This window comes from Streptomyces sp. GQ60 (genome assembly GCF_059758875.1).
Window position 1 is genome coordinate 269,878 of record NZ_JCAXEG010000007.1, and the last position, 14,945, is coordinate 284,822.

At 72.0% G+C, this 14,945-nt stretch carries 13 protein-coding genes; 7 read left to right on the plus strand and 6 right to left on the minus strand.

Going from position 1 to position 14,945, the window contains the following annotated elements:
* Positions 1 to 56 precede the first annotated feature (56 nt).
* The 4 genes from AC6CKD_RS20045 to AC6CKD_RS20060 all read left to right on the plus strand — a co-directional run bounded on the left by AC6CKD_RS20045 (position 57) and on the right by AC6CKD_RS20060 (position 5,445).
* The gene (locus tag AC6CKD_RS20045) at positions 57 to 710 is read left to right on the plus strand and encodes a DedA family protein (protein WP_498328796.1); all 654 of its coding nucleotides are present in this window, start codon (positions 57 to 59) and stop codon (positions 708 to 710) included.
* 123 nt (positions 711 to 833) lie between these two features.
* Positions 834 to 3,080: an MMPL family transporter gene (locus tag AC6CKD_RS20050; RefSeq protein ID WP_498328797.1), complete on the plus strand. Its 2,247-nt coding sequence runs from the start codon at positions 834 to 836 to the stop codon at positions 3,078 to 3,080.
* Positions 3,081 to 3,331: 251 nt separating this feature from the next.
* Complete coding sequence (locus tag AC6CKD_RS20055) at positions 3,332 to 4,201, plus strand: hypothetical protein (RefSeq protein ID WP_498328798.1); 870 nt, start codon at positions 3,332 to 3,334, stop codon at positions 4,199 to 4,201.
* Between the two features lie 134 nt (positions 4,202 to 4,335).
* Entirely contained in the window at positions 4,336 to 5,445 is a 1,110-nt protein-coding gene (locus tag AC6CKD_RS20060; protein ID WP_498328799.1) for a lactonase family protein, read from the plus strand.
* 94 nt (positions 5,446 to 5,539) lie between these two features.
* Here AC6CKD_RS20060 and AC6CKD_RS20065 read toward each other — a convergent pair whose 3' ends face one another.
* The 6 genes from AC6CKD_RS20065 to AC6CKD_RS20090 form a co-directional block, all read right to left on the minus strand.
* Positions 5,540 to 6,205, minus strand: coding sequence for a 4'-phosphopantetheinyl transferase family protein (locus AC6CKD_RS20065; RefSeq protein ID WP_498328800.1), 666 nt, complete (start codon positions 6,203 to 6,205; stop codon positions 5,540 to 5,542).
* Complete coding sequence (locus AC6CKD_RS20070; protein WP_498328801.1) at positions 6,202 to 7,083, minus strand: AfsR/SARP family transcriptional regulator; 882 nt, start codon at positions 7,081 to 7,083, stop codon at positions 6,202 to 6,204. Before AC6CKD_RS20070 ends, AC6CKD_RS20065 begins: the two co-directional genes overlap by 4 nt.
* Before the next feature lie 21 nt (positions 7,084 to 7,104).
* Positions 7,105 to 7,929 (minus strand): UbiA family prenyltransferase, encoded by an 825-nt coding sequence (locus tag AC6CKD_RS20075; RefSeq protein WP_498328802.1) that lies wholly within the window; start codon positions 7,927 to 7,929, stop codon positions 7,105 to 7,107.
* A gap of 230 nt (positions 7,930 to 8,159) precedes the next feature.
* On the minus strand, positions 8,160 to 8,858 hold the full coding sequence (locus tag AC6CKD_RS20080) for a response regulator (RefSeq protein WP_498328803.1): 699 nt from the start codon (positions 8,856 to 8,858) through the stop codon (positions 8,160 to 8,162).
* Positions 8,842 to 9,963 (minus strand): sensor histidine kinase, encoded by a 1,122-nt coding sequence (locus AC6CKD_RS20085; RefSeq protein ID WP_498328804.1) that lies wholly within the window; start codon positions 9,961 to 9,963, stop codon positions 8,842 to 8,844. The genes AC6CKD_RS20080 and AC6CKD_RS20085 overlap by 17 nt, the downstream gene beginning before the upstream one ends.
* Positions 9,964 to 10,110: 147 nt before the next feature.
* Positions 10,111 to 10,722 (minus strand): MerR family transcriptional regulator, encoded by a 612-nt coding sequence (locus tag AC6CKD_RS20090; protein ID WP_498328805.1) that lies wholly within the window; start codon positions 10,720 to 10,722, stop codon positions 10,111 to 10,113.
* 380 nt (positions 10,723 to 11,102) lie between these two features.
* Between AC6CKD_RS20090 and AC6CKD_RS20095 the strand changes: the two genes are divergently transcribed.
* The 3 genes from AC6CKD_RS20095 to AC6CKD_RS20105 are packed head-to-tail and all read left to right on the plus strand — an operon-like array spanning position 11,103 to position 14,943.
* Complete coding sequence (locus AC6CKD_RS20095) at positions 11,103 to 12,803, plus strand: sensor histidine kinase (RefSeq protein WP_498328806.1); 1,701 nt, start codon at positions 11,103 to 11,105, stop codon at positions 12,801 to 12,803.
* 20 nt (positions 12,804 to 12,823) lie between these two features.
* The gene (locus tag AC6CKD_RS20100) at positions 12,824 to 13,471 is read left to right on the plus strand and encodes a response regulator (RefSeq protein ID WP_498328945.1); all 648 of its coding nucleotides are present in this window, start codon (positions 12,824 to 12,826) and stop codon (positions 13,469 to 13,471) included.
* A gap of 44 nt (positions 13,472 to 13,515) precedes the next feature.
* Positions 13,516 to 14,943, plus strand: a complete 1,428-nt coding sequence (locus tag AC6CKD_RS20105) for a DUF2252 domain-containing protein (RefSeq protein WP_498328807.1) — start codon at positions 13,516 to 13,518, stop codon at positions 14,941 to 14,943.
* Positions 14,944 to 14,945 lie beyond the last annotated feature (2 nt).

Sequence of the window (14,945 nt, forward strand, 5' to 3'; positions counted from 1 at the left end):
AGTGCCGGCCGCCCCGGACCCTTCGTGGCCGGGGTCGAAGGGATGGAGGGAAGACCGTGGACATCAACTCGCTCGTGACCTGGGTCGACGTCACCTCCGGCCTGGCGGGGAACCTGTCGGGCGCGGCCTGCTGGGCGTACGCGATCCTGGCGCTCACGACCCTGCCGCCACTGCTGCCGAACAACGTCCTGCTGGTCACCAGCGGTGTGCTCGCGGCGCGCGGGGAGATGTCGATCGCCCTGGTCGTGCTGTCCGTGGCCGGCAGCGCGCTCCTCGGCGACCTGCTGATACACCGCTGCGGCCGGTTCCTCGGGGACCGGGCGCGCCTGGGCGCCGTGGCGCGCGGGCGGCGCGGCGAACTCTTCGAGTGGATGTCCGGGCAGGTGCGCCGGCGCGGCATTCCGTTCGTCGTCGGCGTGCGCTTCCTGCCGAGCGGGCGGCTGCTGGGCGGGCTGGCGGCGGGCGCCGCCGGGTACCCCCTCGGCAGGTTCGCCTCCGGGGCCGCGATCGCGGAGCTGATATGGACCGCGTACTCCGTGGGGGTGGGCTATTTCGGCGGCGCGATCAGCGACGACCCGGTCCACTCGGTCGCGATCGGTCTCGGACTGTCGCTGCTGGTGGGAGTGGTCGCCTCGCTCGCGCAGCGGCGCACCGGCCGGCTCGCGGTCCCCGTGCCGAGCACGGCCGGGAATGTGTCGAAAGAGGTATAGCGAACAATCCGAATGTGCATTCCGCGTAATTCCCGGCTCTGAAAGAGTCGTGAACCGAACCTGCGCGGGGTCGAAACAATTCAGCAAGCCTGAGCAAAAGCGATACCAGCCAGGGAGAGAAAATTGTTTGCCGCCATCGGAGCATTCACCGCGCGGCGTCGCAAATGGGTCGTGATCGCGGCGGTCGCCTTCACGCTGTTCGCAGGCGTGTGGGGGACCGGCGTCTTCGGCTCGTTCACCGGCGGTGCCGGATTCGACGATCCGGCCAGTGAGTCGGTCGAGGCCGACAAGGTTCTCGAAGGCCCGCTGGGGCGCGAGTCCAACGACGTGATCGTCCTCTACGAGTCGAAGGTCGCCGGCCGGACCGCCGAGGAGTTCGGCGGCGCCGTCCGATCGGCGCTCGACGGCGTCCCGCGCGAGGGCATCGCACGCCTGAGCTCCTACTGGGAACCCGGCGCCCAGGGCGCGGACGCCTACGTGTCGCGGGACCGCACCCTCATGTACGCGACCGTGCAGTTCGCCGACGAGAACGACCAGCACCAGGTCGAGGCGCTGACGAAGATCAAGGAAGAGTTCGAGGCCGAGGGGGTCACCGCCCGCTTCGGCGGCGTGGCCGCGATGACGGAGCAGGTCAACGCCCTGACCGGCTCGGACATCGCCCGGGCCGAGATGCTCTCGATCCCGGTCCTGCTCGTCCTGCTGGTGCTGATCTTCCGCAGCGCGGTCGCCGCGCTGCTGCCCCTGGCCGTCGGCACCTTCGTGGCACTCGGCTCCTTCGTGGTGCTGCGCGTGCTGACGATGTTCACCGAGATCTCCAGCACCGTCATCAACGTCATCACGATCCTGGGCCTCGGCCTGGCCATCGACTACGCCCTCTTCCTGGTCAACCGCTTCCGCGAGGAACTGCACGCCGGCGCGGACGTGGACACCGCGGTCCGGCGCGCGACGGCCACGGCCGGGCGCACGGTCGCCTTCTCCGGGCTCGCCGTGGCGATCTCCTTCGCGGGCCTGGCCCTCTTCCCGTCGCGGTTCCTCTCCTCCATGGGCTACGCGGCCGTCGCCGTGGTCTCCTTCGCGGTCGTCGGCTCGCTGACGCTGCTCCCGGCCCTGCTCCGCTACACGGGACACCGCATCGACAAGTGGCGGATCCCGCTGCCCGGCGGCCGGGGCGGCGCGGCGAAGCCGCTGACGCAGGGGCGCTGGTACCGCACCGCGCACGCGGTCATGCGGAGGCCCCTGCTGTCCTCGCTGGCGATCGTCGCCGTCCTGGTCGGCCTCGGTGCGCCGCTGCTCGGCGTCAACTGGGCCCGGCCGGGCGAGTGGGTACTGCCGTCGAGCGGGGACGCGAAGGTCGTCAGCAAGACCCTGGCCGCCGACTTCGACACCAACCCCGGCCGGATCATGACCTCGGTCGTCCGCTTCGACGGCCCGGCCGACCGCAGCGCCGTAGAGGCGTACGCGGACCGGCTGGAGGGGGTCGCGGGCGTGACGTCCGCGACGCCCACGGCCTTCGCGGGCAACGACGCGCGGGTGACGGTGCGGTACGCGCCCGACCCGATGTCCCGCCCGGCCGTGGACCTGGTGCACGGGGTCCGGGACACCGCCGCCCCGGAGGGCGCGAAGACGCTGGTGACCGGAATGCCGGCCTCCCGCGTGGACATCGTCGACATGATCGGCGGACGTCTTCCGTGGATGGCCCTGTTCGTGGCGGTCGTGTCCTTCCTGGTGCTCTTCCTGGCCTTCGGCTCGCTGTTGCTCCCGCTGAAATCCGTGATCCTGAACCTGCTGTCGCTCCTGGCCACCTTCGGCGCCATCAAGTGGATCTTCCAGGACGGGCACCTCTCCGGGCTGCTCGGCTTCGAACCCATCGGTGCCGTGGACGCCAACTTCCCCGTGCTCATCGTGGCGATCGCCTTCGGTCTGGCCATGGACTACGAGGTCTTCCTGCTCTCCCGGGTGCGCGAGGAGTGGGAGGTCAGCGGCGACCCGGTCGAGTCGATGGCCATCGGGCTCCAGCGCACCGCGAAGATCATCACCAGTGCCGCGCTGCTGCTCGTCGTCGTGGTGGGCGGGTTCACGACCTCGTCCATCCTGTTCATGAAGATGATCGGGGTCGGCCTGGTGATCGCGGTGATCATCGATGCCACGGTCGTCCGGGGCCTGCTCGTGCCCGCCACCATGGCCCTGATGGGCAAGTGGGCGTGGTGGGCGCCGGCGCCGCTGGCCCGCTGGTGGTCCCGCTACGGCTTCCGGGAGTCCGCGGCCGAGGAGCGTAGGGTCCCCGCGCCGGAGGCCGGTGCCCGCGCCGCCGACAGCGCCGACAGCACCGACACGGCCGGCACCGCCCACGCCGCCGAGGCCGGGCGATGACCACGGCCCGGCCCGCCGGAGCGTCCGCATCCGGGCGCCCGGCGACTGCGAAGGGTTCCGAGGAGCCGGAGGCGGACATACCCGCCGGCCCCCTCGGCCCGACGCCACGAACCGCCTCGGAGGGGACGGTCCCCCGACTTCCCTCCGAGGCTGCCCACGGGGCCGCGACCGGGCCGGCTTCCACCGGCCCGGCGATCCCGCAGGCGGCGCCGCGCCCCGTCTCCGGACCTCCCCCGTTCCGGGCCCGGGGCGTGGCGCTCGTCCTGACCGGGGGCGGGGAGCCCGGGGTGGCCGTGGAGGCCGCGGAGGCCGGAGGGGAGGCGGCCCGGGTGGAGCGTGCCCGGGCGGAGGCCGGCCGGGTGGAGCGTGCCCGGGTCGAGACCGACCGGATGCAGCACGCCGGCGCCGTCGCCGCCTGCGTCACCGCCGTCCTGGCGGCCCTGTTCGGCGACTGGGGGGGCTGGTCAGCGCCCCTGGGCGACGGCCTGCCCGGGTTCCCGCTGCCCTGGGGGGTGACCGCGGGGCCGCCCGTGCTCCTGGTCTCGCTGGCGGGCGTCTTCGTCGGCTGGGCCGGCGCCCCCTCCTTCGCACGGACCTGGGCACACACCGCGGCGGGACTCGCCGCCGCCACCGGCCTCCTGGCACTGCTCCGGGGCGGCTGGGGGGTGGACGCGGGCTGGGCCGCGCTCGCGGAGGCCGCGCACGCGGGGCTCTTCGGCGTGCTGACGGGGTGGGTACCCGCCCTGGCCGCCTTCGCCATCACCCGGCGGCGAGCCCGCCGGAGCACCGGACTGTCGCCCTACGTGTGGACCACCGGCCTCGTCGCGGGGGCCCCGCTGCTCTTCCTGGGGCTCGGGGTCCCGTGGTCCTCGTCCGTCCTGCCCGCCGGGTGCTCGGCGGCCGAGTGCATCACGGCCCGCGCCGGACTCCTGTTCACCGGCGAAGTCAGCCTGCGCATCGCGCTTCCCGCCTGGGCGGCGTCGGTCGCGGTGCTCGCCCTGGCCCGCCGCCGTGCCCGGATCAGGGACCTGCGCACCGGGTGGCAGGTCCTGCTGGCGCTGGCCGGCGGAGGGCTCGCCGTCCTCCTCGCACCCGGGCTGATCTTCGGAGCCGACCTGTGAACCGCGCCGCTTCCGCTTCTCCTCCCTCTCCCTCTCCCTCTCCCTCTTCCCCTCGCTCTTCCTCCTCCTACGACCGCCGCGGATTCCTCGCGCTCGCCGGGGCGGGTGCCCTCGCGGGGATCGGCTGGACCGGCATGTCCACCGCCGCGGGCGAAGCGCCCCGTCCGGATGCCCGCCGCGCCTACATCGGCGGCTTCACGATCGGCGAGTACGGGCTGCCGGGCCTTCCCGGCATCGGGATCGCCGCCGTCGGTACCGACGGCGGCCTCGACGTCAGGAACTGGCAGCGGGGCATCGTGAACCCCTCGTTCCTCACGCTCTCTCCCGACCGGGCCCGCCTCTACGCCGTCAGCCAGCTCCCGGACGGAGCCACCGGAGCCGTCCACGCCTACCGCATCGACGGCGACCGGCTGCACCCCCTCGGGAGCCCGCGCTCCAGTGCGGGGGCGGCGCCGGTACACCTCGCCGTCCATCCCGAAGGCCGCTTCCTCCTCACGGCCAACTACGACTCGGGGCACCTCGCCGTCCTGCCCGTGGCGGCCGACGGATCGCTGGGCGAGGCCGTGACCGTCGTACGCCACGACGGCCGCGGCCCGCACCCCGACGAGCAGCGCGGCCCGCATCCGCACATGATCGCCTTCGATCCGGCGGGCCGCCGGGTCCTGGTGCCCGACAAGGGCGACGACCACATCCACGTCTACGACTTCGACTCCGCCACCGGCGCCCTGCGCCCGGCCGGCAAGGTCCGGCTCGGCAGCGGCATCGGCCCGCGGCACCTGGTCTTCCACCCGCGGGGAGACCTCGCCTACGTCACCAACGAACTCGGGCACACCGTCACCGTGCTGACCTACGACGCCGGCACCGGCGAGCTCCGCCCGGTCTCCCACGCGTCCGTCGCACCGCCCGGCATCGACCCCCGCAACGCTCCGTCCGCCGTGCACCTCACGCGTGACGGCGGGCTGTTGATCACGGCCGACCGGGGCCTCGACACCGTCGAGTCGTTCCGGGTGGGCAACGCGGGCCGGACCCTCGCGCTCGTCGAGTCCCAGCCCGTCACCGCCAAGGCGCCGGGCAGCCGCTGGCCGCGGGACGTGGCCCTCGACGCCTCCGACCGCTACGTCTACACGGCCAACCAGGCCGGTCAGTCGGTCAGCGCGTTCCGCCTGGACCCGGCCACCGGCCGGCTCACCCCGGCCGCGCCCCCGCTCCCCGTACCCAGCCCCAGCTGCGTCCTGCTGCGGTAGCCGGACGGCGGACGGACGGACGACAGGAGGGCGGCCCCCGGAACTTCCCGGGGGCCGCCCTCCTTCTGCCTGCCGCGCTTCCGGCCGCGGGCCGTCAGGGCCGCCACTGCGTGACGGTGACCCGCGCGTCCGCGTTCCCGGACGCGACCGAAGCGGCGTACCCCTCGGGGGAGCGGATGCTGCGCACGTACCAGTCCCGGGCCGAGCCGGGGACGAGCGCGGCGCGCCAGGGCCCGAAGGCGTGGCCGGTGTAGCGGGGCGGGTCGGCCTCCAGGCCGGTGCCCGCGGCCTTCACGAGCGCCTCGGCCCGGGTCCACTGCTCGAATCCGTGGGTCGTCCGCACGCCCTGGACGCACGGGATGCGGCTCCAGTCCATGTGCGGCCGTACCCGCTCGATGTCCACTCCGACCGGGACGTCCGGGTCGTCGCCGATCGCGACGACCGCGTACGCCGCCGAATGGGACAGGCTCACCGACAGGGTGGTCCCGTCCGGTCCGTGGGGCACCGGCCGGCCGTGCTCCTGGCTCTGGCAGCGGGCGCAGGTCCGGCGGAAGTCCACTTCGGCCGGGTGGATGCCGAGTTCCTGTCCGAGCAGGGTGCGGTAGACGTGGTGGATGGCCAGGTAGCGCAGCCGGTCGGTCGCGCGGCGGAAGCGGGCCAGCCGGTGCCGCTCCCGGGAGTCCATCACCGCGTACGCCTCCTCGTACGGCACGCAGGCCGCGGCGTCCGCGGTCGGGACGGTCCAGATCCGGATGCTCACGCGGCCGATCCTCCCGCCAGGATGTGGTGCTGGAGCCGGCGCAGGTCGTCGGAGGGCTCCAGGCCCAGTTCCTCGGCCAGCACGTTCCGTACGTGGTGGAAGGCGCGCAGGGCGTCGCCCCGCCGCCCGCTCCGGTACAGCGCGTCGATGAGGCGTGCGTGCAGCCATTCGTTCAGCGGATCCACCGTGACCAGCCGGAGCAGCTCCGGTACGACCTCGCCGTGCCGCCCCAGGATCATGATCACTTCGATCCACAACTGCTGGGCGCGTGAGCGCAGTTCCTCGATGCGGGCGCCGTGGCCCGTCAAGACGCGGCCCCGGGTCACATCGGCCAGCGCACGGCCCCGCCACAGCCCGAGCGCGGTGTCCAGGCGCTCCAGGGCGGCTTCGGCGTTGCCGGCGCGCAGGTCGGTACGGGCCTGTCCGTACAGCTGGGTGAACTGCTCCAGGTCCAGCCGGCCGGGGGCCAGGCACAGCGCGTACCCCGTGCCCTCGGTGGCGATGACGCGGCGGACGTCGGCGTCGCCCAACTCCCGCCCCAGTTCCTGGCGCAGGTGGTAGACGTGCGTACGGACCGTGCTGACCGCGGTGGGCGGGGGCGATCCGTCCCACAGCTCCTCCACGAGCGTGTCCACCTCGACGATGTCCCCCGCGCGGACGGCCAGCAGGGCGAGCAGCTTGCGTACCTTGGGGCCGCGCGGGCGGTGTGCCGAGGCGCCGTTGACCGCCTCCAGCGGACCGAGGATGCGGATGCCGAACCCGTCGTGGCGCATCGCGGCATCGGTGTCGGAGTCGGTGTCGGAGTCGGTGTCGACCGCGACGCCGGGTCGCGGGTCCGGGCGGCCGGATGCCCCGGGATGGAACTGACTGTGCCTCACTGTGAATCCCCCGTCGTCGGTTCAGCCGATGGGCTGGGCGAATGCGGCGAGATGCGCCGCGTACTGCGTGACCATGAAGGTCCGGTAGGGCAGCCTGCGCCGGGACCGCGAGTCGTCCGACCGCCCCGTGAGCGCCGCGGCCGCCAGCGCCAGTGCCCCGCCCAGCAGGACGCAGGCGGGCACCAGCAGCTGGGGCGAGCGCAGGACGAGGGCGGAGACCAGCAGCCCCGTCCCCACCGTCACGGCGCTCAGCGAGACGACGGCGGCCGTCCTCGCGTACCCCCACAGGACCGTCCAGTTGCGGCGGCCGTGCCGGGCGTCGCCGGCGGCGTCGGAGAAGTCCTTCGCGACGGCCCCGACCAGCCCCATCCACAGGCACATCGCGGTGCAGAACGCGATCAGCGACGGTGAGACCGGGCTCCCGGAGCACACCACCCCGGCGGTGTAGGTGAGGGCGCCGCTTCCGATCACGGTGGCCATGGTGCCGGGGGTGCTGGTCTTGAGGGCGATGCCGGGAGCGGAGTAGACGAAGCCGAGGAGGAGCATGCACCCGGTGGCCGTGAGCATCGCCGGGCCGATCCACGCGCCGCCGGTCAGCGCCAGCGCGGCCATCACCTGGGCGGTGCGGCGGGCATCGGCGGGCGACAGGGCGCCGCGTCCGATGGGCCGGGTGGAGCCGTTGGCCCGGTCCTCGTCGACGTCCGTCACCCCGTTGAAGAGGTAGACGGACGTCGCGGCCAGCAGCCAGACGGCGGCTCCGCCGAACAGGGCCGGGGGAAGCGCCAGATACGACGTGGCGCCGGCCGTGGCGGCCAGCAGGAAGCGCATCAGGAAAATTACCTGCACCGCTGCCCGGGATTCCTGGAAGCAGAGGACCAGGACCCGGACCCATTTCGTGGGCGCGAACGAAGATGATATCGGTCTTGTGGAACGCTCAATTCCGTCGGAAATTATGGGCGTCTTTGTCGACATGGCTCGAATATATTCGAGCGCCCCAATGCGGGGCAGACCCGCTGGGAGTAAGCCCGATACTCTCAAAGAGGTATGAGGGTGGGCCAGTTGTGCAGTTTTTGGTGCTATCCCCTTCCGGTTCCGGGCCGGTCTTCCGGTCCCGGTCTCCTGATGAGCCGCGCATCTATTGCCTTGTTCGCCGCGTCGATACGTGATATCGCGCCGAGTTTCTCGAATACGTTGCGCAGGTGCCGCTTCACGGTGCCCTCGGTGATGCGCAGCCGGACGGCGATCTGCCGGTTGCTCAGGGCGGCGGCGACGAACGTGAGGACCTCCCGCTCCCGCGGTGAGAGGGTTTGGTGCGAGGTGCTGAATCCGACGGTGGGAACGCCGCTGCTCGGCAGGGCGATCGTGACGTGCGGATCGCGGGCGGCGGTGTTCCGCAACGCCGCGAGCAGTGATTCGTGCGGGACGCTCTTGTGCAGGTAGCCGCGGGCTCCGTGGGCGAGCAGTTCCTGTACCAGCTGCGCGTCGCCGTGCATGGTCAGGATCAGTACGTGCAGTTGGGGGAAGCGGGTGGTCAGGGCGCGCACGACGGTGGGCGCGTGGTGACCCGGCATTTCCACGTCGAGGAGGACCACGTGGGGTCTGGTGCGTTCCACGAGGTCGGCCAGTCCTTCGGAGGTGTCCGTATCGGCGACGACGGTGAGGTCGTCCTCCGATTCGATCAGCTCGCACAGGGCCCGGCGGAGCAGTGAGTGATCGTCGACGGCGATGATGCGGAGGGGTTCGGCGGCCTGGCGCGGCTCAGGTGGCGTGTGCATGGTTCTCCGTGTCGAAGGGGATGGACAGCGTGATCGCCGTTCCCTGCCTCGGAGAGCTGTCGATGGTGAGCCGGCCGCCCAGCAGTTTGGTGCGCTCGGTCAGGGAGGACAGTCCGTTTCCCCGTCGGTGGGCGTGTGGGTCGAAGCCCTTGCCGTCGTCCCGCACCGATGCGTCGACCCGGCCCGCCTCGACGCGGACCTCCATGTCGATCCGCGAGGAACGGGAGTGGGTGAAGGCGTTGCGCAGGCATTCGCGCAGCATCAGGTAGAGGTCTTCGGTGAGTTCGTCCGGCAGGAGGTCCCCCGGATCGGTCACGTTGATGTCGACCTGCAGGTCTTCCATGGCCATGGCGTTGACGAAGGCGGAGAGCGAGACGTAGAGGGACTGGGTGGCTTCCGCCCGGGTCCGCAGGTCCGTCACGATGTCCCGCGTGGTGTACAGCGTCTCCAGGATGGCCTGCTTCACGGCCTTGAGCCTCGTGTCCGTTCCCGAGTGCTGCCGGGTGAGCTCGTAGAGCTCCAGCTGGCGCAGGGCGAGGCTGGCGGAGCTGCCGATGCGGTCGTGGATCTCGCGGGCCATGCCGTCGCGGCCGTGCCGGGTGGCATCGCGTACGACGTCGAGCAGGAAGAGGTCGTGCCCGGTGGAGCCGGCTTCCAGTCGCTGGGTGATCGATGACTGCAGCACGGGCAGGATCTTCATCAGGCAGCGCTGGTCTTCGGGCTGGCCCGAAGCGATCCGGATGAGGTGGCTCGTGGCGACCTGGAAGAGCAGGGCCCCGGCGCGCACCGAATGGATGGGTGCGATTCCCTGCGAGATGCGGGCGCCGCTGAGCCGTCGCGTCTTGGCGATGAGATGGGTGTCGAGGGGTTCCTCGGCTTCGCCTTCCAGCGCGCGGAGACATTCGGCGAGAATGTATTGGGCCTGTTCTCTGCAGGTGGCCCACGCCTCCGGGTTCGAGCCTAATGGATTGTGATGCTCGACCAGGGTGTTTCGATATTCTTCGAGAAGTTCCGGCTGCTGGTTCTTGAATTTCTTTGCTAATCCCTCCTCTTCTCTTCTGTTGTTTGTTTTATCGATCCCGTATACGTCTGGGTTGTACCGCAAGATCCCCCGCCCTTGCTGTAGCCCGAAGTCGCCTATCCCCTTACGGTCCATCTGTTCGGAAGGAGTGGGCTCCAGTGATCACCAAACAGGATGCACGTCAACCGAAGGGGCGTCAACCTTAAGGTACTTACTGGACGGTCACTACTGTTACGGACATTCGGATCGTTCTTGGGAGGAAGCGTGCTCGTGGATAAGGCGGCGTAGTGCGGAGAATGCGACGTCCCCGAGGACGGTTCCCGTCACCATGTGCGCGGCCGCACTCTCCGGGTCGGGCTGTTCGTGCAGGAGGCGCACCTCGGCGGCCACAACCGGTTCCAAGGCGTCCGCATAAGTGTCCAGGAGGCGCAGCAGGTCGCCCTGCCCGAGCCACTCCACCGCGACGAGCGTCTGCGTCAAGGTGTGCCATGCCGGATTCTCCGGACTCACCCGCCAGTTCCGTGCCAGGGCCAGTGCCTGAACCCGCTCCCGGGCCCGTTCCCAATTCTGGTCCTGTGCCTCTGAGCCGGGCGAGGACAGGGCGTACTGGATGGTGCCGCACAGTTCACCGATCGGCGGCGGTGACATGTCCATCCTCCGCACGACGCGGCGGGCGGAGGAATACGAAAGGCCGCCGACGTCCAGCAGGGTTCTGACCAATACGGCTCTGCGGACATGGGACTCGTCGTACGCGGGAAGAGCGGGGAGCAGTCCCATGCGTACGTAAAGCTGGAGGACACGGAGGGGTATGCGGATCTCGGCGCTCAGTTCGGGCAGCTGCACGCCTCTTCCACCCGCCGATCTTCTTTTCCGCCGGTTTCCCCGCGTGATCCATTCCCTTTGGTCATGGCAGGACCTTAGGTAGGAGAGACGAGGCTCACAAGGCGGAGCGGCCCGACGGCGGCGGTGCTGCCTCGAAAGATGTAGGGGGGTGCTCCCCTTTGGAGGCAGACCGCCTGTAGCGGAGAAGCCGGAGGCCTCACCCTCGGCGGCATGGAAGGCCCCGGCCCCGGCTCCGGCTCCGGCGCTGGAGTGCGCCCGGCCCCGGCCCCGGCTTCGGACCGCGCCCGGCCCCGGCTTCGGACCCCCCGGGAGACTTTCGTTGCCGGGGGCGCGACGAAAGAGGGCAGCCCGGTGGTGGCGCGGTGTCTAGGGTCGGGCGGGTGGATGTGACGGCGAGGGTGCGTGCGGGACGGGACTGGGTGAAGGGGCCCGAGCCCTGGACCCGGCGGATGCTGGCGGGGGATCTGGCGCTGGCCGGGGTGCTGGTGCTGCTCGGGCTGGGGGTCGAGGATCTCGACAAGGGCTCCGGGGCGCGGATGCTCGCCAGTTCCGTGGTCGTGGTGGTGCTGACCCTGCTGCGGCGGCGGCTGCCGGTGTTCACGCTGGTGGCGGGCTCGGCGGTGGGCGTCTACCTGCCCGGGGCCTTCCTCGTGGCGATCCCCCTGGGCTGGTCGGCGGGACGGCGCATCGTCGGCGTCGGACGGGCGCTCGGTGCCTTCACCGCGGCCTTCGCCCTGGCCATCGGCCTCAGCGTGGTCAAGGAGTTGCCGCAGGGCCGCGCGGTGCTGATCGTCGTCTTCAGCGCGCTGATGTTCCTGGCCACGGTGGTCATGCCCGGTCTGGCCAGCCGCTACTGGTCCCAGCGCCATACGCTGCTGCGCGCCCTCCAGGAGCGCAACGCCCAGCTGCTGCGGGAGCGGGCGATGGTCGCGGGGCAGGCCCGGCTGCGCGAACGCCAGCGCATCGCCCAGGACATGCACGACAGCCTCGGCCACCAGCTCGCGCTGATCTCGGTGCACACCGGTGCGCTGGAGGTCGATCCGGTCCTGACCGACCGGCAGCGCGAGGCGGTGGGCGTGCTGCGCCAGGCCTCGGTCGCGGCCATGCACGAGCTGCGCGAGGTCGTCGGCATCCTGCGGGACGGGGTGGAGGCGCCGCTGCCGGTCGAAGAGGCGCAGCCGGCCGCGCGCGGGGTGGCGGGCATCGCCGGGATCGTGGAGTCGGCGCGGAGCGCGGGGACGGACGTACGGCTCACCACCGCGGGGCAGCCCAGGCCGCTGGTCGCGGCGTGCGACCACGCGGCGTACCGGATCGCGCAGGAGGCGCTGACCAACGCCTACAAGCACGCGCCGGGCGCGCCCATCATGGTGGAACTGCGGTACGAGGACGACTCCCTGGTGGTGGAGATCGCCAACGGTCCGGCGGCCGGACCGGGCGCCGGCGAGGTGGTGTCCGGCGGCCAGGGGCTGACCGGGCTGCGCGAACGGGCCCGGCTGGTCGGCGGCATGGTCTACGCGGGGGCCGTGGAGGGCGGCGGGTTCCGGGTGGCCGGAGTGCTTCCGTACGGGACGGAGCCGGCCGGGGCCGAGGAGGCGGGGGCCGAGGAGGCCGGGGTCGCCGACGACTTCGGACAGCAGATCCAGGCCAGGAAACGCAGCGGCAGCGCCGGGCCGGTGGACTGGGACGCGGTCGACCGGAAGCTGCTGAGCGGGAGCGGCCGGGCCGGTGGCGTGACGCTGGGCTGCGGGATCGCGGTCGCGGCCGTGGTGGTGCTGCTGATCGTGATCGGGGCCGCGGTGGCGCTGCTGGTGGGGTCGGTGGGCGATGCGATGCTCGGCAAGGACGAGTACGACGCCGTCCACGTGGGCGACTCGGAGGAAGCGGTACGTTCGCAGCTGCCCAGCGGGGACAGCATCCTGACCGAGGGGCTCGACCGGAAGGGGCCGCCGCGTCCGCAGGGCGCGGCCTGTGTGGTCTTTCTGGCGGACGACGATTCCGACCTGGGCAGCGACAGCGTTTTCCGGTTCTGCTTCAAGGACGGCAAGCTCGTCGACAAGCAGGCGTACCAGGCCAAGCAGTAGGAGCAGGGGTGACAGCCAAGGTGATCCGCGTGGTGATCGCTGATGACGAACCGCTGATCCGGGCCGGGATCAGGATGATCCTGACCTCGGCGGCGGACATCGAGGTCGTCGCCGAGGCGGCGAACGGCCGCGAGGCGGTGGAACTGGCCCGGGCGCACGGCCCGGACGTGGTGCTGCTCGACATCCAGATGCCGGTGATGGACGGGCTGACGGCGCTGGCCGAGCTCGGGCGGGCCGCGCCCGAGGTGCGGGCGCTGATCCTGACCACCTTCGGGGAGAAGGAGAACGTGCTGCGGGCGCTGAGCGGAGGCGGAGCGGGGTTCCTGCTCAAGGACTCGGCGCCGGGCGAACTCATCGGGGCCGTACGGGCGGCCGCGGCGGGGGACGCGTACCTGTCCCCGGCGGCGACCCGGCAGGTGGTGGACCAGCTCGCCTCCGGCCGGACGGCCGGCCGTGACGAGGAGGCACGGCGCCGGGTGGCCGAACTGAGCGAGCGCGAGCGCGGGGTGCTGGCGCTGCTGGGGGAGGGGCTGTCGAACGCGGACGCGGGGCGGCGGCTGCACATGAGCGAGGCCACGGTGAAGACGTACGTGAGCCGGATCCTGGCGAAACTGGAATGCGAGAACCGGGTACAGGCGGCCCTGCTGGCCAGGGACGCCGGGCTCTAGGTACGGTCGGGCCGAAATCCGATGGCGATCAGGGGGCGGGGCGCATGACGGTGGTAGCGCAGCAGCGGGGCGTGGAACCGGAGCCGGCGGTACGGATCCCGGTGGTCGAGGGGTTCGCTCCGCGGTACTCCGCGGGGTCTCCCCGGGAGGCGGGCAAGGCGCTGCGCACGAGGGTGCCCCGGGCGGCGCACGCGCGGTTCGAGGCACCGGCCGACCGGCCGGACGCGGTACGCGCGGTGGAGGAGTCCAACGTCGGACGGGTCCCCGAGCTGACGCCGATACGGGTCGGCCGGATGGCCGCCAACCCCTTCACGTTCCTGCGCGGGGCGGCCGGGCTGATGGCGCACGACCTCTCGGGCGGTCCCGTCACCGGGATCGGCGCGCAGATCTGCGGGGATGCCCACGCGGCCAACTTCGGGCTGTACGGGGACGCGCGCGGCCGGCTGGTCATCGACCTCAACGACTTCGACGAGACCGTCTTCGGCCCGTGGGAGTGGGACCTCAAGCGGCTGGCCACCTCGCTGGTCCTGGCCGGCCGGGTGGCCGGCGCCGACGAGGACACCTGCCGGGCCGCCGCACACGACGCGGCGGGCGCCTACCGGCGCACGATGCGCCTGCTGGCCAAACTTCCGGCCCTCGACGCGTGGAACGCCATCGCGGACGAGGAACTGGTCTCGCACACCGACGCCCGTGACCTGCTGGGCACGCTGGAACGGGTCTCGGAGAAGGCCCGCAACAACACCTCCGCCCGGTTCGCGGCCAAGTCCACCGAGCCCACACCCGACGGGGGCCGGGCCTTCGTGGACGCGCTGCCCGTGCTGCGCCGGGTCGGGGACGGGGAGGCGGCGGCCGTGGCGGCCGCGCTGGGCCCGTACCTGGAGACGCTGCAGGGCGACCGGCTGCCGCTGCTGGCCCGGTACGCGATCCACGACGTGGCCTTCCGGGTGGTGGGCACGGGCAGCGTCGGTACCCGCTCCTACGTGGTGCTGCTGCTGGACCACCGGGGTGAGGCACTGGTCCTCCAGGTGAAGGAGGCCCGGCCCTCCGCGCTGCTGCCGCACCTGCCCGGGCTCGGCTTCGTCTCCCCGCCGGAGGAGCACGAGGGCCGCCGGGTGGTGGCCGGGCAGAAGCGGATGCAGGTGGTCTCCGACATCCTGCTGGGCTGGACGACGGTGGAGGGGCGGCCCTTCCAGGTCCGCCAGTTCCGCAACCGCAAGGGCAGCGTGGACCCGGCGGCGCTGGCCGCCGACCAGTTCGACGACTACGGGCGGATGACCGGAGCCCTGCTGGCACGGGCCCACGCGCACAGCGCTGATCCCCGGCTGCTGGCCGGGTACTGCGGCAAGAGCGACGAGCTGGACGAGGCAATCGCCGCCTTCGCCGTGGCCTACGCCGACCGGAGCGAGGCCGACCACGCGGTGCTGGTGGCGGCCGTGCGGTCGGGGCGGATCGCGGCGACGACCGGGGTCTGAGC